This is a genomic window from Pseudomonas syringae group sp. 247E2 (assembly GCF_032587795.1).
GTDB lineage: Bacteria > Pseudomonadota > Gammaproteobacteria > Pseudomonadales > Pseudomonadaceae > Aquipseudomonas > Aquipseudomonas amygdali.
This window is the reverse complement of sequence record NZ_JAWHPK010000008.1, coordinates 13559-27020: the sequence shown is the minus strand read 5'-3', so window position 1 is coordinate 27020 and position 13462 is coordinate 13559. Positions and strand designations below refer to the sequence as shown.

Below are 13462 nucleotides of genomic sequence, written 5' to 3'. Positions count from 1 at the left end.
CAGATGCCTTGAGTTGCGATGACGCGTAATCCTGAAATTCGCCCCGACCTGGATGAGGGCATCGACCGCAAGGTTCTCAGCCAGTTGCGTAACCGGTTCCTGTCGCTCAATGACGGGCGATATGCGCGTGCCCTCGAAGGCATGTCGACCCGCCAGCAAAGCGTTCTGACCCTGCTGCCGCTGTTCTTTCACGTCAACCACCCTCTGCTGCCCGGTTACGTTTCCGGTGGCACGCCTGCTGGCGTCTCGCAGTACGAACCGGACACGCTGGCGCTGGCCGAAGCGCAACGCCTGACACGCTCCTTCTCTTACAAGGTCCGGCGTGGTAACGCTCCTCAGCCGATTCACGGCCTGTTCCTGATGGGCAGCCTCGGTACGCTGGCCCAGGCTGAACAAAGCGACATGGACGTATGGGTCTGTCACGACAGCGAACTGGAGCCGGAGGCCATCGCCGAACTGCGCAGGAAATGCCAGGCCCTTGAAGCCTGGGCCGCCACTATGGGGGCAGAGGCGCACTTTTTCCTGATCGACCCGCAACGTTTCAAGCGTGGGGACCGCGACTCGCAGCTCAGCTCTGACGACTGCGGCACTACCCAGCATTACCTGTTGCTCGATGAGTTTTATCGCACGGCGATCTGGCTCGCAGGGCGCACCCCGATGTGGTGGCTGGTGCCAGTCTATGAAGAGCAGAACTATGAGGATTACACCCATACCCTGCTGAGCAAACGCTTCATTCGCGCCAGCGAAGTGCTCGACCTCGGGCCGATGTCGCACATTCCTGCGGCGGAATTTATTGGTGCCGGCTTGTGGCAGTTGTTCAAGGGTATCGAGTCGCCCTACAAGTCTGTTCTCAAGCTGCTGCTGATCGAGGTTTACTCCAGTGAACATCCCCGCGTGCAGTGCCTGAGCCTGCGTTTCAAGCAAGCGGTGTTTGCCAACCAACTGGACCTGGATGAGCTGGACCCGTACGTGGTTGTGTACCGGCGTATCGAAGAGCACCTGCAGGCACGCAACGAGCAAGAGCGCCTCGAACTGGTGCGGCGCAGCCTGTACCTGAAGGTCAACAAAAAGCTCACCGGCTCGAGCCGTCAGCGCAACACCGGTTGGCAACGCCTGCTGCTGGAGCGCCTGACCTCTGAGTGGGGCTGGGATGATCGACAACTGGCGCTGCTCGACAGCCGCAGCCAGTGGAAAGTGCGCCAGGTGGCCAGCGAGCGTCGTGCACTGGTTAACGAGCTCAATTACAGCTATCGCTTCCAGACCCGGTTCGCCAGAACGCAAAGCACCGCCGACGCGCTCAATGCTCGTGACCTGACCATACTCGGTCGGCGCCTGTATGCCGCTTTCGAGCGCAAGGCGGGCAAGGTCGAGTTCATCAATCCGGGCATCGCTCCGGACCTCGCAGAAGATACGCTGACGCTGGTGCATTCCCCTGATAAACGCGAGCCAGGCAAGCATCAGTGGGCCCTGTACAACGGCAACCTGGGTATTCACGAGTGGCCGAACTTTTCGCCGATCAAGCGCAGCCGGGAATTGCTCGAGCTGCTGACCTGGTGCCACCGCAACAACGTGATCGACACCACGACCCGCGTGGCGCTGCATCCGGGCACCAGTGACTTGAGCGAGTTCGAGTTGTTCAACCTGCTCGGTGCCTTGCAGCAGAGTATTGAACTGCCGCTGCCCGAGGTCAGCGACGATGAGCTGCTCATGCCCAGTACACCCAGCGAGATACTGTTGCTGGTCAATGTCGGTGTCGACCCGCTCAGGCATCACCGCGACCTTAATATTCTGATGACCACCGAGCGCACCGACTCGCTCAGTTATGCGGGTGTCCGGGAGAATCTGGTGCTGACGCTGGACCAGATCACCCTCAATACCTGGAACGAAACGCTGGTCAGCCGCTATGACGGCCCGCATGCCCTGCTCGACTGCATGAGCGAACTGCTCGGCAGCCTGCCGCAGAGCGGTAAGCAGCCGCAGATTCGCGTGCGCTGCTTCTGTCATAACCGGGCACCTGCCATCGCTCAGCGGGTTGAAGAACTGATCAGCACGGCCCGGTTATTACTCGCCAGGCGGTTGAACCATCGTTATCTGATTCAAGTGCAGCAGCAGTATCACGTGCTGGAGATCAAACCCGGCCAGGTCGGTCATGTAGTGGTCAACAGCCTGCCAGGCCTTTTCAATTATCTGGGTGAAGAGCTGCCGTTGTACAGCCCTTTGCATCTGGACCCACAGGCACTCGATGGCCACGATCTGGCCCTGATCCTGCCACTTGGTCAGCCTGAATGCATTCAGGTGTTCTACCGAATCAACGAGCCGGATGCCGACGTGTACGTGCTGGACGAACACAATTCGCTCTGGCACCAGCGCCTGCCGTATCACGACGAACAAAGCCTGCTGACGCCACTGCAGCGTTTTCTTCACTCGCTGGTTTATCGCCGAGGCGCGTCATTGCCGCTGGACGACCCGTCCGAGCCGGTTTCGCTGGAAACCCTTTATTACCAAGTGCTGCCTTCTGGCCCTGGGCTTGCCCGGCGTGTCGAACATCGGTTGGCACCGACTGCGGCGGACAAGGCGTTTTATGACGTGCAGGCAATCATCGAAGAAACCTCGCCCGGACAGCTGAGCGCCACGCTGTACTGCGATAACTGCGAGTTTTCCGAGCTGGAATATGGCGATCAGCTGTATGCCGCCGTTGCCCGGCAAATTCTCGGCAAACGCCTGGAACCCCAGCGCTATCGCTGTTACATCACCGACCTGGACCTGTCCGGGCTGCTGGATGACCGGCATGGACAAAGCATCCTCTTCCTGCATCACAAGGCCGAGCTGGAAAAGCTGTTGAACGAGGCGATGGACCAGGCCTGACGTACGCTTGTCCTGCCCCGCGCGCCTAACGTTCCAACGCCGAGCACTGGCACGATAGGTGTTCTGCGCGCCGCCTCTCGTTCCGCACGCTCCAGCGTGGAAATGCCGTTCTGGACGCTCTGCGTCCGCTCTTGAATGCGGAGGCGCTTTACGGATGCAGCGCCTTCGATTACTCGTACTCGCCCGCTGCTTCCGGCTGATACTCCACCGCCAGCAAGGTCAGCTTGAGGGTCTTGCCGCCCGGTGCTGGCCAGTCGATGTGCTGGCCGACCTGCAAACCCAGCAACGCCGAGCCCATTGGCGCGAGGACCGAGACGGTGCCGTCTGCGCCTGCATCCTGGGGATAAACCAGCTTGAGGTGATAGTCCTTGCCGCTGACTTCTTCACGGCAATGCACACGCGAATTCATGGTCACAACGCCCGCAGGCACTTCATCGTGGCCCACTACCTGATCGGCGCGGTCCAGTTCGGCCTGCAACGCCTGGATGCCCGGCGTGTCTTCGTCCTGGCTGGCGATAAAACTCTCGAGACGCTGTACGTCGAGGCGGGTGAGGATGATCGAAGGTGCTGTGGTCATGGTCTGGGCAGACTCCTTTATTCTCCATGAATAAAACAAAACCCCGCCGGGGTGGGCGGGGTTCTACGGGCCTCTCAATCTGGAGAAGCAGAGTCCGACACTAACACAGCGCAGTAAATACACAACCCGACGCGGCATCAGCCTGCGGTCTGGCCCGCAGTGGCTCGACGCTGGTCCGCTTCATGGCGAATCTGTCGACGACGATGGTCATCGGCCGAGCGCCATTCGCGGATGTCTTCGACATGACGGAAGCACCCGAGGCAAACCTTCTGCTCATCGAGCCGGCACAGGCTGATACAGGGCGACGGTACAGCCGGGCTGACGTTGCTGAAAAGCGGTTTGGGCGGTCGAACGGGGGACTGGCTCACGATCAGATCTCGTCGAAATCCAGTTCGACACCGGCTTGCTCAAGGGTGATGCGCGCAAGCATTTCGCTGAGCAGCTCATCACTGGTGTCGCATGCCCAACGGCTGTTCTCTTCGTCATAATCGAAATGGAAACCGCCGGAGCGGGCTGCCAGCCACAGCTGACGAAGCGGCTCCTGACGACTGAAGATCAGTTGCGAGCCGTTTTCGAACTTGACGGTGAGGACGCCGGCCGAGTTTTCCAGGTCGACATCCAGGCCGCTCTCGTCGAAAACATCTTCCAGCACCTGCTGCGTCGCATCGACGAGGTCGTGAAAACGGGCTTCGGTCAAACTCATTGCGGGAACCTCGATAAGTGTCTGCAAATAGCGCAGAGGGGCAAGATACGGACGCAGCCAGGCAAATGCAAAGCTTACTCATCATTGACGATGCACGAGCACTTTAATCCCGATCAACCACCGCTCTGCTGCGGCTTTCACGTCAAAGGCACGCCAGACGGGAGGCCGCTCGCATAGGCAAGGTGCCGGGTGGTCGGTATACTCGGGCGCAATTAATGCTTTTACAAAGGATTTCGCCATGAAGCGCCTGATCTCTTCGCTTGCTGCGCTTGTCGCGGTCGCTTGTCTTGTTACAGCCTGCGGCCAGAAAGGCCCGCTGTATCTGCCGGATGACACCAAAACTCCGGATGAACAAGCCAAATCGCAATCGCACAAGCACCTTTAAGGGAATTCAATGGACGCCTTCAACTACCGCGACGGTGAGCTGTTCGCGGAAGGGGTAGCATTGTCTGCCATTGCCGAGCGCTTCGGCACGCCGACCTATGTCTACTCGCGCGCTCATATAGAGGCGCAATACCGTGCCTACGCCGATGCGCTGAGCGGCATGCCGCATATGGTCTGCTTCGCCGTAAAAGCCAACTCCAATCTGGGCGTGCTAAATGTCCTGGCGCGTCTTGGCGCCGGTTTCGACATTGTTTCGCGCGGCGAACTGGAGCGTGTGCTGGCCGCAGGCGGCAAAGCCGAGAAGATCGTGTTTTCCGGCGTCGGCAAGACCCGTGAAGACATGCGTCGCGCTCTTGAAGTTGGTGTGCACTGCTTCAATGTCGAATCCACCGACGAGCTTGAGCGCCTGCAGGAAGTGGCTGCCGAGCTTGACGTTCGTGCGCCGATATCGCTGCGGGTCAACCCGGATGTGGATGCAGGCACTCACCCTTACATCTCCACCGGCCTTAAAGAAAACAAATTCGGCATCGCCATTGCAGATGCCGAAGACGTTTACATTCGCGCCTCGCAACTGCCAAACCTGGAAGTGATCGGGGTCGACTGCCATATTGGCTCGCAACTGACCACGCTCGAGCCGTTCATTGATGCGCTGGATCGCCTGCTGGACCTGGTTGATCGCCTGGGCGATTGCGGCATTCACCTGCACCATATCGATCTGGGTGGCGGTCTTGGTGTGCGTTATCGCGACGAAGAGCCTCCGCTGGCGGCCGACTACATCAAAGCCGTGCGTGAGCGACTGGCTGGTCGTGATCTGGGGCTGTTGTTCGAGCCGGGGCGCTTCATCGTGGCCAACGCAGGCGCGCTGCTGACCCGCGTCGAATACCTCAAGCACACCGAGCACAAGGATTTCGCCATCGTCGATGCGGCGATGAACGATCTGATCCGCCCAGCGCTTTATCAGGCGTGGATGGACGTCACCGCGGTACGCCCGCGCGACGGCGAACCTCGTGCGTACGACATCGTCGGGCCGATCTGCGAGACCGGCGACTTCCTCGCCAAAGGGCGCGAGCTGGCGCTGGCCGAAGGCGATCTGCTGGCGGTCCATTCGGCCGGTGCCTATGGCTTCGTCATGAGTTCGAACTACAACACCCGTGGCCGTGCTGCTGAGGTACTGGTCGACGGTTCCCAGGCTTTTGAAGTGCGTCGTCGCGAAACCGTGGCCGAGCTGTTCGCTGGCGAAAGCCTGCTGCCGGAGTAATCCCATGCTGCTGCGTTTTACCAAGATGCACGGGCTGGGTAACGACTTCATGGTCCTGGACCTTGTGAGTCAGCACGCGCACATCTTGCCCAAGCATGCCAAACAATGGGGCGACCGCCACACCGGTATCGGTTTCGATCAGCTTTTGCTGGTCGAGGCGCCGAACAATCCGGATGTGGACTTTCGCTACCGAATCTTCAACTCCGATGGTTCCGAAGTCGAACAGTGCGGCAACGGCGCGCGCTGCTTTGCCCGTTTCGTACTCGACAAGCGCCTGACGGCCAAGAAGCAGATACGCGTCGAGACCAAGAGCGGCATCATTGAGCTGGATATCCGGAGCGACGGGCAGATCAGCGTCGATATGGGGCCACCCAGGTTTGTCCCGGAAGAAATACCTTTCGAGGCCGCAGAGCAGGCCACCCGTTACAACGTCGAGGTAGACGGGCAGAATATCGAACTGGCTGCTGTGTCCATGGGCAACCCGCATGCCGTACTGCGTGTCGATGACATCAATAACGCGCCGGTCCACGAGCTGGGGCCAAAGATCGAGCATCACCCGCGCTTTCCGGCACGGGTCAATGTGGGCTTTCTCCACGTGGTGGATCGTCAGCGTGCGCAGTTGCGTGTCTGGGAGCGTGGTGCCGGGGAAACCCAGGCCTGTGGCACCGGCGCCTGTGCGGCGGCGGTTGCTGCCATCAGCCAGGGCTGGATGGATTCGCCGCTGCTGATCGACCTGCCCGGAGGTCGCCTGTCCATCGAATGGGCTGGGCCGGGACATTCTGTCATGATGACCGGCCCCGCCGTCAGGGTTTATGAAGGCCAAGTTCGTCTTTGAGTGAGTAACTGCCATGACCGATCAACCTCCCGCTTCAACAGGCACCCCCTGCGAATCGCCTGTCGATAGCGCAGCGCCAGACCTTGAAGCAGAGGCGGTCATCGCCTTCCTGCTTGAGCACCCGGACTTTTTCGCCGAGCACGACGAGCTGCTGGTGTCGATGCGCATCCCGCACCAGCGTGGCAATACCGTTTCGCTGGTCGAGCGTCAGCTAAAGCTGCTGCGCGAGCGCAACATCGAAATGCGTCATCGCCTGTCGCAGCTGATGGACGTCGCACGGGACAACGACCGCCTGTTCGAAAAGACCCGACGCCTGAACCTCGCCCTGATGGATGCCACCAGCCTGGACGAGCTGGTCATCGCTGTCGAAGACAGCATGCGTCAGGATTTTCAGGTGCCCTTCGTCAGCCTGATCCTGTTCAGTGACAGCCCGATGCAAGTGGGGCGATGGGTCAGCAGCGCCGAAGCACAGAAAGCAATCGGCGGCCTGATTGGCGAGAAGATCATCTGCGGCGCGTTGCGTGAGCATGAACTGGCGTTCCTGTTTGGCGCAGAGCAAGGCAAGGAAGTGGGCTCTACCGCCATCGCCAGCCTCAATCACATGGGCCTGCATGGCGTGCTGGCCATCGGCAGTCGTGATCCGCAGCATTACAAAAGCTCGGTCGGCACTCTGTTCCTCAGTTACATCGCCGACGTCCTGAGCCGCCTGCTGCCGCGTTTCGCTCACTCTTTACGCTCGGTTCGCTAGCCATGGAACAGCATCTGGACGCCTACTGCATGCACCTGCGCAGTGAGCGCCAGGTGTCGCCTCATACGCTTGAAGCCTACCGGCGCGATCTGGGCAAGGTTCTGGCATATTGCCAGAAGGCGCAACTGTCGAGCTGGAATGATCTGGATATCCAGCACCTGCGCAGCTTTACCGCCCGCCAGCACCAACAGGGCCAGTCTTCACGCAGTCTGGCCCGCATGCTGTCGGCGGTGCGCGGTTTCTACAAATACCTCAATCGCGAAGGCATCTGCCAGCACGACCCGGCAAACGGCCTGTCACCGCCCAAGGGCGAGCGGCGTCTGCCCAAGACGCTGGACACCGACCGCACCGCGCAATTACTGGACGGTGGCGTTGAAGATGATTTTCTGGCTCATCGCGATCAAGCCATTCTGGAACTGCTTTACTCATCAGGGTTGCGCCTGTCCGAACTGACGGGCCTGAACCTGGACCAACTGGACCTGCGCGACGGTCTGGTGCAGGTCCTGGGCAAAGGCAGCAAGACCCGCGTACTGCCGGTCGGCAGCAAGGCTCGCCAGGCGCTGGAAATATGGTTGCCGCTGCGTGCCCTGACCAATCCGCAGGACGACGCCGTGTTCGTCAGCCAGCAAGGCAAGCGCCTCGGCCCGCGCACAATTCAAGTGCGGCTCAAGGCGGCTGGTGAGAGGGAGTTAGGGCAGAACCTGCATCCGCACATGCTGCGTCACTCGTTCGCCAGCCACCTGCTGGAGTCGTCACAGGACTTGCGCGCCGTGCAGGAGCTGCTGGGTCATGCGGACATCAAGACCACGCAGATATATACGCACCTGGACTTCCAGCATTTGGCTACTGTTTATGACAGCGCCCATCCCCGAGCCAAACGTAAAGGAGCTGCAGATGATTAAGCTGGTGACGTTTGATCTTGACGACACGCTCTGGGACACCGCCCCTGCCATTGCCGGTGCCGAAGTCACACTGCGTGACTGGCTGGCCGAACACGCGCCAAAGCTGGGGGCGATTCCTGTCGAGCACCTGTGGGAAATTCGCTCGCGCCTTGTGGCTGAAGACCCGTCCTTCAAGCACCGCATCAGCGCCTTGCGACGCCGCGTGCTGTTCCATGCGCTCGAAGATGCCGGCTACGACCCGGACGAGGCGCAGGACCTTGCCGACCGCGGCTTTGAAGTCTTCCTGCATGGCCGCCATCAGGTGCAGATTTTCCCTGAGGTGCAACCCATGCTGGAAATTCTCGCCAAGACCTTCACGCTGGGCGTGATTACCAATGGCAATGCCGATGTGCGTCGTTTGGGGCTGGCTGACTATTTTGCCTTCGCGCTGTGCGCCGAGGACCTGGGTATCGGTAAGCCCGACCCCGCACCGTTTGTGGAAGCGTTACGGCGCGCAAAAGTCGATGCCAGCGCAGCCGTGCACGTAGGCGATCACCCGAAGGACGATATCGCAGGTGCCCAACAGGCGGGCATGCGCGCCATCTGGTACAACCCGCAAGGCAAGGCCTGGGACGCAGACCGGCTGCCGGATGCCGAGATCCACAACCTGTCGCAGCTGCCGGAAGTCCTGGCACGCTGGGCCTGAAAACGGTCTGATGTTCGCTCAATAGAAAAAGCCCGCAGCGACGGCGGGCTTTTTCTCATACAGCGTCTGCAGCCTTAAATCGGGCGGCTACCGTATTTGTTGTCAGGCTTCTTGGGCGGATCGGCGACCACGTTGGCCTCCACTTCCTGCACCTTGCCACCACGCGCCAGGAACTCTTCCATGGCACGCGCCAGAGCATCGCGCTCTTTGTTCTTGGCTTCTACGCTAGGCAGTTCATCGACCGAGACAGCGGCCTTGGCCTTGCCTTTTGCGGGTGCTGCCGGAACGTCGGAATCGTCTGGCTCGGCTGCGTCGTCTTCCGGGGAGGCTGCTGCAAGCTCCTCACCGTCTTCGCCTTCCAGGTCGTCTACCAGATCGTCGTTAGTATCGTCGTCGTCGCTCATGTTCTACCTCATGACTTGCGAAAGCTGATTAGTTATAGCCCAACCGCCCGGAAATGCTAAGGCGATCGGAAAAATTCCATAACCGCTGACTCCAGCGGTTATATCCACTCACCCTGAAGGGTGGCGAGGACGTTACGAGACCCACCAGCGTCTCGATGTTCGCCCAGGTAAATACCTTGCCAGGTGCCCAGCGCCAGTCGCCCTGCCGTCACCGGCAGAACCAACTGGCAGCCCAGCAGACTGGCCTTGAAATGCGCTGGCAAGTCATCAGGGCCTTCGTCGTCATGTTCGTAGCCGTCCACGCCCTGGGGCACCAGACGGTTGAAAAAACGCTCAAAGTCACGACGTACCGCCGGATCGGCATTTTCGTTGACGGTCAACGAAGCCGAGGTATGTTGCAGCCATACATGCAGTAGCCCGACACGACAATCGCGTAATGCGGGCAAACCCGCGACTATTTCGTCAGTCACCAGATGGAACCCGCGGGGCCTGGCCCGCAAGGCAATTCTGGATTGATGCCACATACCGTTCTCCGCACCTTCGGCGCGCATTCTAACTCGACTGAGAAAAAAGCAAAGCGCGCAATAAACCGGCTTCCCTGCAAGTTGACGAAGACTGTCGATACATCGTTACCTGCGCTGCGTCACGGTGCCGAAATCATTGACGCGGGCAAAGTCAATGACAGCAAAAAACCGCGGTATATCCGCAAACGTCAGACAAAAAAAATGCCCGGAGACCGGGCATTCTTTTTTGCATCTGCGGCTGCTTACAAGTTGTAGCCACGCTCGTTGTGTTGCGCAAGGTCCAGACCGACAGACTCTTCCTCGTCGGTAACCCGCAGACCCATTACAGCATCCAGGACTTTAAGGATGATGAAGGTTACGATTGCGGTGTAGACGACGGTGAACGCGACGCCCTTGAACTGAATCCAGACCTGGGCACCGATGTCAGTCACAGTGCCGAAGCCGCCCAGTGCAGGTGCCGCGAACACGCCGGTCAGGATCGCGCCGACGATACCGCCGATACCGTGAACGCCGAACGCATCCAGGGAGTCGTCGTAGCCAAGCTTGCGCTTGAGGCTGGTAGCGCAGAAGAAGCAGATCACGCCTGCCGCCAGACCGATGATCAGAGCGCCCATCGGGCCGACTGTACCGGCAGCCGGGGTAATAGCGACCAGACCGGCAACCACGCCCGACGCGATGCCCAGAGCGCTTGGCTTGCCGTGGGTCAGCCACTCGGCGAACATCCAGCCCAGTGCGGCGGCAGCGGTAGCGATTTGAGTCACCAGCATCGCCATACCGGCAGTGCCGTTGGCCGCAGCGGCGGAACCGGCGTTGAAACCAAACCAGCCGACCCAGAGCATTGCTGCGCCGATCAGGGTGTAACCCAAATTGTGCGGTGCCATCGGCGTGGTCGGGAAGCCTTTGCGCTTGCCCAGTACCAGGCAGGCCACCAGACCGGCTACACCGGCGTTGATGTGCACCACGGTGCCACCAGCGAAGTCGAGAACGCCCCAGTCCCACATCAGGCCACCGACGCCACCCCAGACCATGTGAGCGATTGGCGCGTAGACCAGAGTGAACCAGATACCCATGAACACCAGCATTGCGGAGAACTTCATGCGTTCTGCGAAAGCGCCGACAATCAGGGCAGGGGTAATGATCGCGAAGGTCATCTGGAAGGTGACGAACACCGCCTCAGGGAACAACGCAGCAGGACCGGTAACGCTTGCTGGCGTGATGCCTGCCAGGAACGCTTTACCCATACCGCCAAAAAAGGAATTGAAGTTGACGACGCCCGCTTCCATGCCGGTTGTATCGAACGCAATGCTGTAGCCGTACACGACCCACAGGATGCTGATCAGACCGGTGATGGCGAAACACTGCATCATCACGGACAGAATATTCTTCGAGCGAACCATACCGCCGTAGAACAGCGCGAGACCGGGGATGGTCATGAACAGGACCAGAGCGGTCGAGGTCAGCATCCATGCGGTGTCGCCAGAGTTCAGCACCGGCTCGGCCACTGGGTCAGCCGCCAGGGCAAGACCAGGTAATGCGAGGGACAACAGGGCACCGAGCCCTGCGAATTGACGCAGAGTCATATTGTTTTCTCCTGGGGCGTTGGGTTTGGCGGCTTAAATAGCGTCTGTATCGGTCTCGCCGGTACGGATGCGAATGGCCTGTTCCAGATTGACCACGAAAATCTTGCCGTCACCGATCTTGCCGGTGTTGGCGGCCTTGGTTATGGCTTCGATGACACGATCCAGATCCTTGTCATCAATGGCGACATCGATCTTCACTTTGGGAAGGAAGTCGACGACGTATTCAGCACCGCGATAAAGCTCAGTGTGACCCTTCTGACGCCCGAAGCCTTTGACTTCAGTGACGGTGATGCCCTGCACGCCGATTTCAGACAACGACTCGCGAACGTCATCCAGTTTGAACGGCTTGATGATGGCAGTGACTAGCTTCATGAAAACTTTCTCCCGAATTTGGTGGACTTGCCCCAGGAAAACAAACCCGACTCAAGTCTAAGCGCAGTGCCTGGCTTTGTAACGTGTCGGCCGCCTGATCAGGCCAGGCCAACTCCAGAAAACCGCTTCTGACGAAACACTTCCCCGCTCCGCCTGCCGCACTGCATTCGTCACAGCGACTGCATCAGTGCATGGGTCATAAGCCACTAAGCAGAAAGCTTGCCATCTCGTGAATATTCATTGAATACAGGCTCTTGGGCAGGTTTTGCCGGGTCAAACCGGCTTCGCGACCAAGGTAATGCACACTAATGGTGCTCATGTGCACGCCGCAGCGCTCCATAAGCGTGCGACTCGCCCCGTCAAATTGACTATAGACACTGCGTGTTACACTGCCGGCTTCTGATTCAGGAAAATCATCATGCTCGCGCCCAAAGCCTTTCTTGACGCCCTCAGCGGCCACGCTTCCCGTCTTTTCAACGGCGAAACGCCAGTACCCCGCAGCGAATTCGAAGCCCAGTTCAAGGCCCTGCTGCAAAGCGGCTTCAGCAAACTGGACCTGGTCAGCCGTGAAGAATTCGATAGCCAGATGGCCGTCCTCGCCCGCACCCGCGCCCGCCTGGAAGCGCTGGAGGCCAAGATGGCCGAGCTGGAAGAGAAGGCTGGCGGTGTTGAAAAGGCCGAGTAATTCCTGGCCTGATATCTTCGCCGGTCGTCAGGCCATTGCGATCAGGCGATCTCGCTTCTGATCGCTTGTACCACCATGCTCGACAATCGCTCGGTCAGAGGATTGGGATTCGCCTCGTGCCTGTGCAACGTCAGGGCTATCGAAGGCAGAGCCGGCAAACCCCGGTCTTCGATATTCAGAAGCTCAGTGCCCGATTGAAGACCAAGAGCCGTTCTGATGGTGTAGCCCAATCCAGCCTCGGTGGCCGCAGACAGACCATTGAGACTCGAGCTGGTAAAGGAAAGATGCCAAGGGATCCCGGCAAGGTTCAATGCGTCAGTGGCCTTTGAATGGAAGGGACAAGGCGCATCAAATGCAATCACAGGAAGTGGGTTGCCTGACTCGACACGCCAGTCCAGATACCGGTGTGACGATCCGATCCATTGCATGGGCAGCTCTACGATCGTTTCTTGGTACCCATTCTTTTTTACACCCCCCCACGCCACCGCAAGATCGAGAGAACCATTTTCGATGCGGTTCAACAGATCTGCATTACGTGCAATACGTGCCTCGACTCGAACATCGGGGTGGGCTCTGGCGAATCGTCCAAGCACTGTCGGCAGGAAACTGCCCAGGTCTTCCTGAAGCCCGAGGCGTACCCAGCCTTTGAGTTTGAGCTCCGACACTGCCGTTATGGTCTCGTCGTTAAGGCTCAAGAGGCGCTTGGAATAGTTAAGTAACACCTCCCCGGTGTCCGTCAACGCCAGCTTGCGTCCGGCTTTCTTGAAGAGTGGAGAGCCTGCCTGAGCTTCCAGTTTTTTCAATTGGGCACTAATGGCTGACGTAGAGCGGGCAAGTTTCTGCGCGGCCTTGGCAAAACTGCCCAATTCGACCCCTGTTACAAAACTGCGCATGACATCCAAATCGAAATTCACCGGTCTCATAACAATCCTGCTTTTTG

17 protein-coding genes are annotated in these 13462 nt (G+C 59.3%); 8 read left to right on the top strand and 9 right to left on the bottom strand.

Annotation, left to right across the window (positions count from 1 at the left end; genetic code table 11):
* The first annotated feature begins 18 nt into the window (after positions 1-18).
* A complete protein-coding gene (locus RYC18_RS07460; protein ID WP_316884765.1) occupies positions 19-2865 on the top strand; it encodes a class I adenylate cyclase in 2847 nt (948 codons plus the stop codon).
* Positions 2866-3034: 169 nt separating this feature from the next.
* Here RYC18_RS07460 and rnk read toward each other — a convergent pair whose 3' ends face one another.
* From rnk to cyaY, 3 genes are all read right to left on the bottom strand, one after another.
* On the bottom strand, positions 3035-3442 hold the full coding sequence (gene rnk / locus RYC18_RS07455; RefSeq protein WP_005743168.1) for a nucleoside diphosphate kinase regulator: 408 nt from the start codon (positions 3440-3442) through the stop codon (positions 3035-3037).
* A gap of 137 nt (positions 3443-3579) precedes the next feature.
* On the bottom strand, positions 3580-3810 hold the full coding sequence (locus RYC18_RS07450; protein ID WP_044295754.1) for a DUF1289 domain-containing protein: 231 nt from the start codon (positions 3808-3810) through the stop codon (positions 3580-3582).
* Positions 3811-3812: 2 nt separating this feature from the next.
* Entirely contained in the window at positions 3813-4145 is a 333-nt protein-coding gene (gene cyaY / locus RYC18_RS07445; protein ID WP_002555818.1) for an iron donor protein CyaY, read from the bottom strand.
* A 238-nt stretch (positions 4146-4383) separates the two neighbouring features.
* On the opposite strand from cyaY, the gene lptM reads away from it, so the two are divergent.
* From lptM to RYC18_RS07415, 6 genes are read left to right on the top strand one after another with little or no spacing between them, the layout of a single operon-like run.
* Entirely contained in the window at positions 4384-4530 is a 147-nt protein-coding gene (lptM, locus tag RYC18_RS07440) for an LPS translocon maturation chaperone LptM (RefSeq protein ID WP_002555817.1), read from the top strand.
* Between the two features lie 9 nt (positions 4531-4539).
* Positions 4540-5787 carry a diaminopimelate decarboxylase gene (gene lysA / locus RYC18_RS07435; RefSeq protein ID WP_004659605.1) on the top strand — a complete coding sequence of 416 codons (1248 nt, stop codon included), beginning with the start codon at positions 4540-4542 and terminating at the stop codon, positions 5785-5787.
* 4 nt (positions 5788-5791) lie between these two features.
* Entirely contained in the window at positions 5792-6622 is an 831-nt protein-coding gene (gene dapF, locus RYC18_RS07430; protein WP_004659606.1) for a diaminopimelate epimerase, read from the top strand.
* A 13-nt stretch (positions 6623-6635) separates the two neighbouring features.
* Positions 6636-7370, top strand: coding sequence for a DUF484 family protein (locus RYC18_RS07425; RefSeq protein WP_316884756.1), 735 nt, complete (start codon positions 6636-6638; stop codon positions 7368-7370).
* 2 nt (positions 7371-7372) lie between these two features.
* Positions 7373-8272 carry a tyrosine recombinase XerC gene (gene xerC, locus RYC18_RS07420; RefSeq protein ID WP_002555813.1) on the top strand — a complete coding sequence of 300 codons (900 nt, stop codon included), beginning with the start codon at positions 7373-7375 and terminating at the stop codon, positions 8270-8272.
* Complete coding sequence (locus RYC18_RS07415) at positions 8265-8957, top strand: HAD family hydrolase (RefSeq protein ID WP_004659608.1); 693 nt, start codon at positions 8265-8267, stop codon at positions 8955-8957. Before xerC ends, RYC18_RS07415 begins: the two co-directional genes overlap by 8 nt.
* A 74-nt stretch (positions 8958-9031) precedes the next feature.
* On the opposite strand, the gene sutA is transcribed toward RYC18_RS07415, so the two are convergent.
* From sutA to RYC18_RS07390, 5 genes are all read right to left on the bottom strand, one after another.
* Positions 9032-9361: a transcriptional regulator SutA gene (sutA, locus tag RYC18_RS07410; RefSeq protein WP_002555811.1), complete on the bottom strand. Its 330-nt coding sequence runs from the start codon at positions 9359-9361 to the stop codon at positions 9032-9034.
* 98 nt (positions 9362-9459) lie between these two features.
* Positions 9460-9885, bottom strand: a complete 426-nt coding sequence (locus tag RYC18_RS07405) for a secondary thiamine-phosphate synthase enzyme YjbQ (protein WP_005743175.1) — start codon at positions 9883-9885, stop codon at positions 9460-9462.
* 242 nt (positions 9886-10127) lie between these two features.
* On the bottom strand, positions 10128-11465 hold the full coding sequence (locus tag RYC18_RS07400) for an ammonium transporter (protein ID WP_046835106.1): 1338 nt from the start codon (positions 11463-11465) through the stop codon (positions 10128-10130).
* Between the two features lie 33 nt (positions 11466-11498).
* A complete protein-coding gene (gene glnK, locus RYC18_RS07395) occupies positions 11499-11837 on the bottom strand; it encodes a P-II family nitrogen regulator (protein WP_002555808.1) in 339 nt (112 codons plus the stop codon).
* A gap of 196 nt (positions 11838-12033) precedes the next feature.
* Positions 12034-12156, bottom strand: a complete 123-nt coding sequence (locus tag RYC18_RS07390; RefSeq protein ID WP_255872753.1) for a hypothetical protein — start codon at positions 12154-12156, stop codon at positions 12034-12036.
* Positions 12157-12255: 99 nt separating this feature from the next.
* Here RYC18_RS07390 and RYC18_RS07385 point away from each other — a divergent pair, with 99 nt between their 5' ends.
* Positions 12256-12522 carry an accessory factor UbiK family protein gene (locus RYC18_RS07385; RefSeq protein WP_002555806.1) on the top strand — a complete coding sequence of 89 codons (267 nt, stop codon included), beginning with the start codon at positions 12256-12258 and terminating at the stop codon, positions 12520-12522.
* A 41-nt stretch (positions 12523-12563) separates the two neighbouring features.
* On the opposite strand, the gene RYC18_RS07380 is transcribed toward RYC18_RS07385, so the two are convergent.
* On the bottom strand, positions 12564-13445 hold the full coding sequence (locus tag RYC18_RS07380; protein ID WP_005743179.1) for a LysR substrate-binding domain-containing protein: 882 nt from the start codon (positions 13443-13445) through the stop codon (positions 12564-12566).
* Between the last annotated feature and the right edge of the window lie 17 nt (positions 13446-13462).

Excerpts from the sequence above, each read along its gene's own strand:
- RYC18_RS07460 (WP_316884765.1), top strand. The coding sequence starts at position 19 with ATGACGCGTAATCCTGAAATTCGCCCCGACCTGGATGAGGGCATCGAC.
- rnk (WP_005743168.1), bottom strand. The coding sequence starts at position 3,442 with ATGACCACAGCACCTTCGATCATCCTCACCCGCCTCGACGTACAGCGT.
- cyaY (WP_002555818.1), bottom strand. The coding sequence starts at position 4,145 with ATGAGTTTGACCGAAGCCCGTTTTCACGACCTCGTCGATGCGACGCAG.
- lptM (WP_002555817.1), top strand. The coding sequence starts at position 4,384 with ATGAAGCGCCTGATCTCTTCGCTTGCTGCGCTTGTCGCGGTCGCTTGT.
- lysA (WP_004659605.1), top strand. The coding sequence starts at position 4,540 with ATGGACGCCTTCAACTACCGCGACGGTGAGCTGTTCGCGGAAGGGGTA.
- dapF (WP_004659606.1), top strand. The coding sequence starts at position 5,792 with ATGCTGCTGCGTTTTACCAAGATGCACGGGCTGGGTAACGACTTCATG.
- RYC18_RS07425 (WP_316884756.1), top strand. The coding sequence starts at position 6,636 with ATGACCGATCAACCTCCCGCTTCAACAGGCACCCCCTGCGAATCGCCT.
- xerC (WP_002555813.1), top strand. The coding sequence starts at position 7,373 with ATGGAACAGCATCTGGACGCCTACTGCATGCACCTGCGCAGTGAGCGC.
- RYC18_RS07415 (WP_004659608.1), top strand. The coding sequence starts at position 8,265 with ATGATTAAGCTGGTGACGTTTGATCTTGACGACACGCTCTGGGACACC.
- sutA (WP_002555811.1), bottom strand. The coding sequence starts at position 9,361 with ATGAGCGACGACGACGATACTAACGACGATCTGGTAGACGACCTGGAA.
- RYC18_RS07405 (WP_005743175.1), bottom strand. The coding sequence starts at position 9,885 with ATGTGGCATCAATCCAGAATTGCCTTGCGGGCCAGGCCCCGCGGGTTC.
- RYC18_RS07400 (WP_046835106.1), bottom strand. The coding sequence starts at position 11,465 with ATGACTCTGCGTCAATTCGCAGGGCTCGGTGCCCTGTTGTCCCTCGCA.
- glnK (WP_002555808.1), bottom strand. The coding sequence starts at position 11,837 with ATGAAGCTAGTCACTGCCATCATCAAGCCGTTCAAACTGGATGACGTT.
- RYC18_RS07390 (WP_255872753.1), bottom strand. The coding sequence starts at position 12,156 with ATGAGCACCATTAGTGTGCATTACCTTGGTCGCGAAGCCGGTTTGACC.
- RYC18_RS07385 (WP_002555806.1), top strand. The coding sequence starts at position 12,256 with ATGCTCGCGCCCAAAGCCTTTCTTGACGCCCTCAGCGGCCACGCTTCC.
- RYC18_RS07380 (WP_005743179.1), bottom strand. The coding sequence starts at position 13,445 with ATGAGACCGGTGAATTTCGATTTGGATGTCATGCGCAGTTTTGTAACA.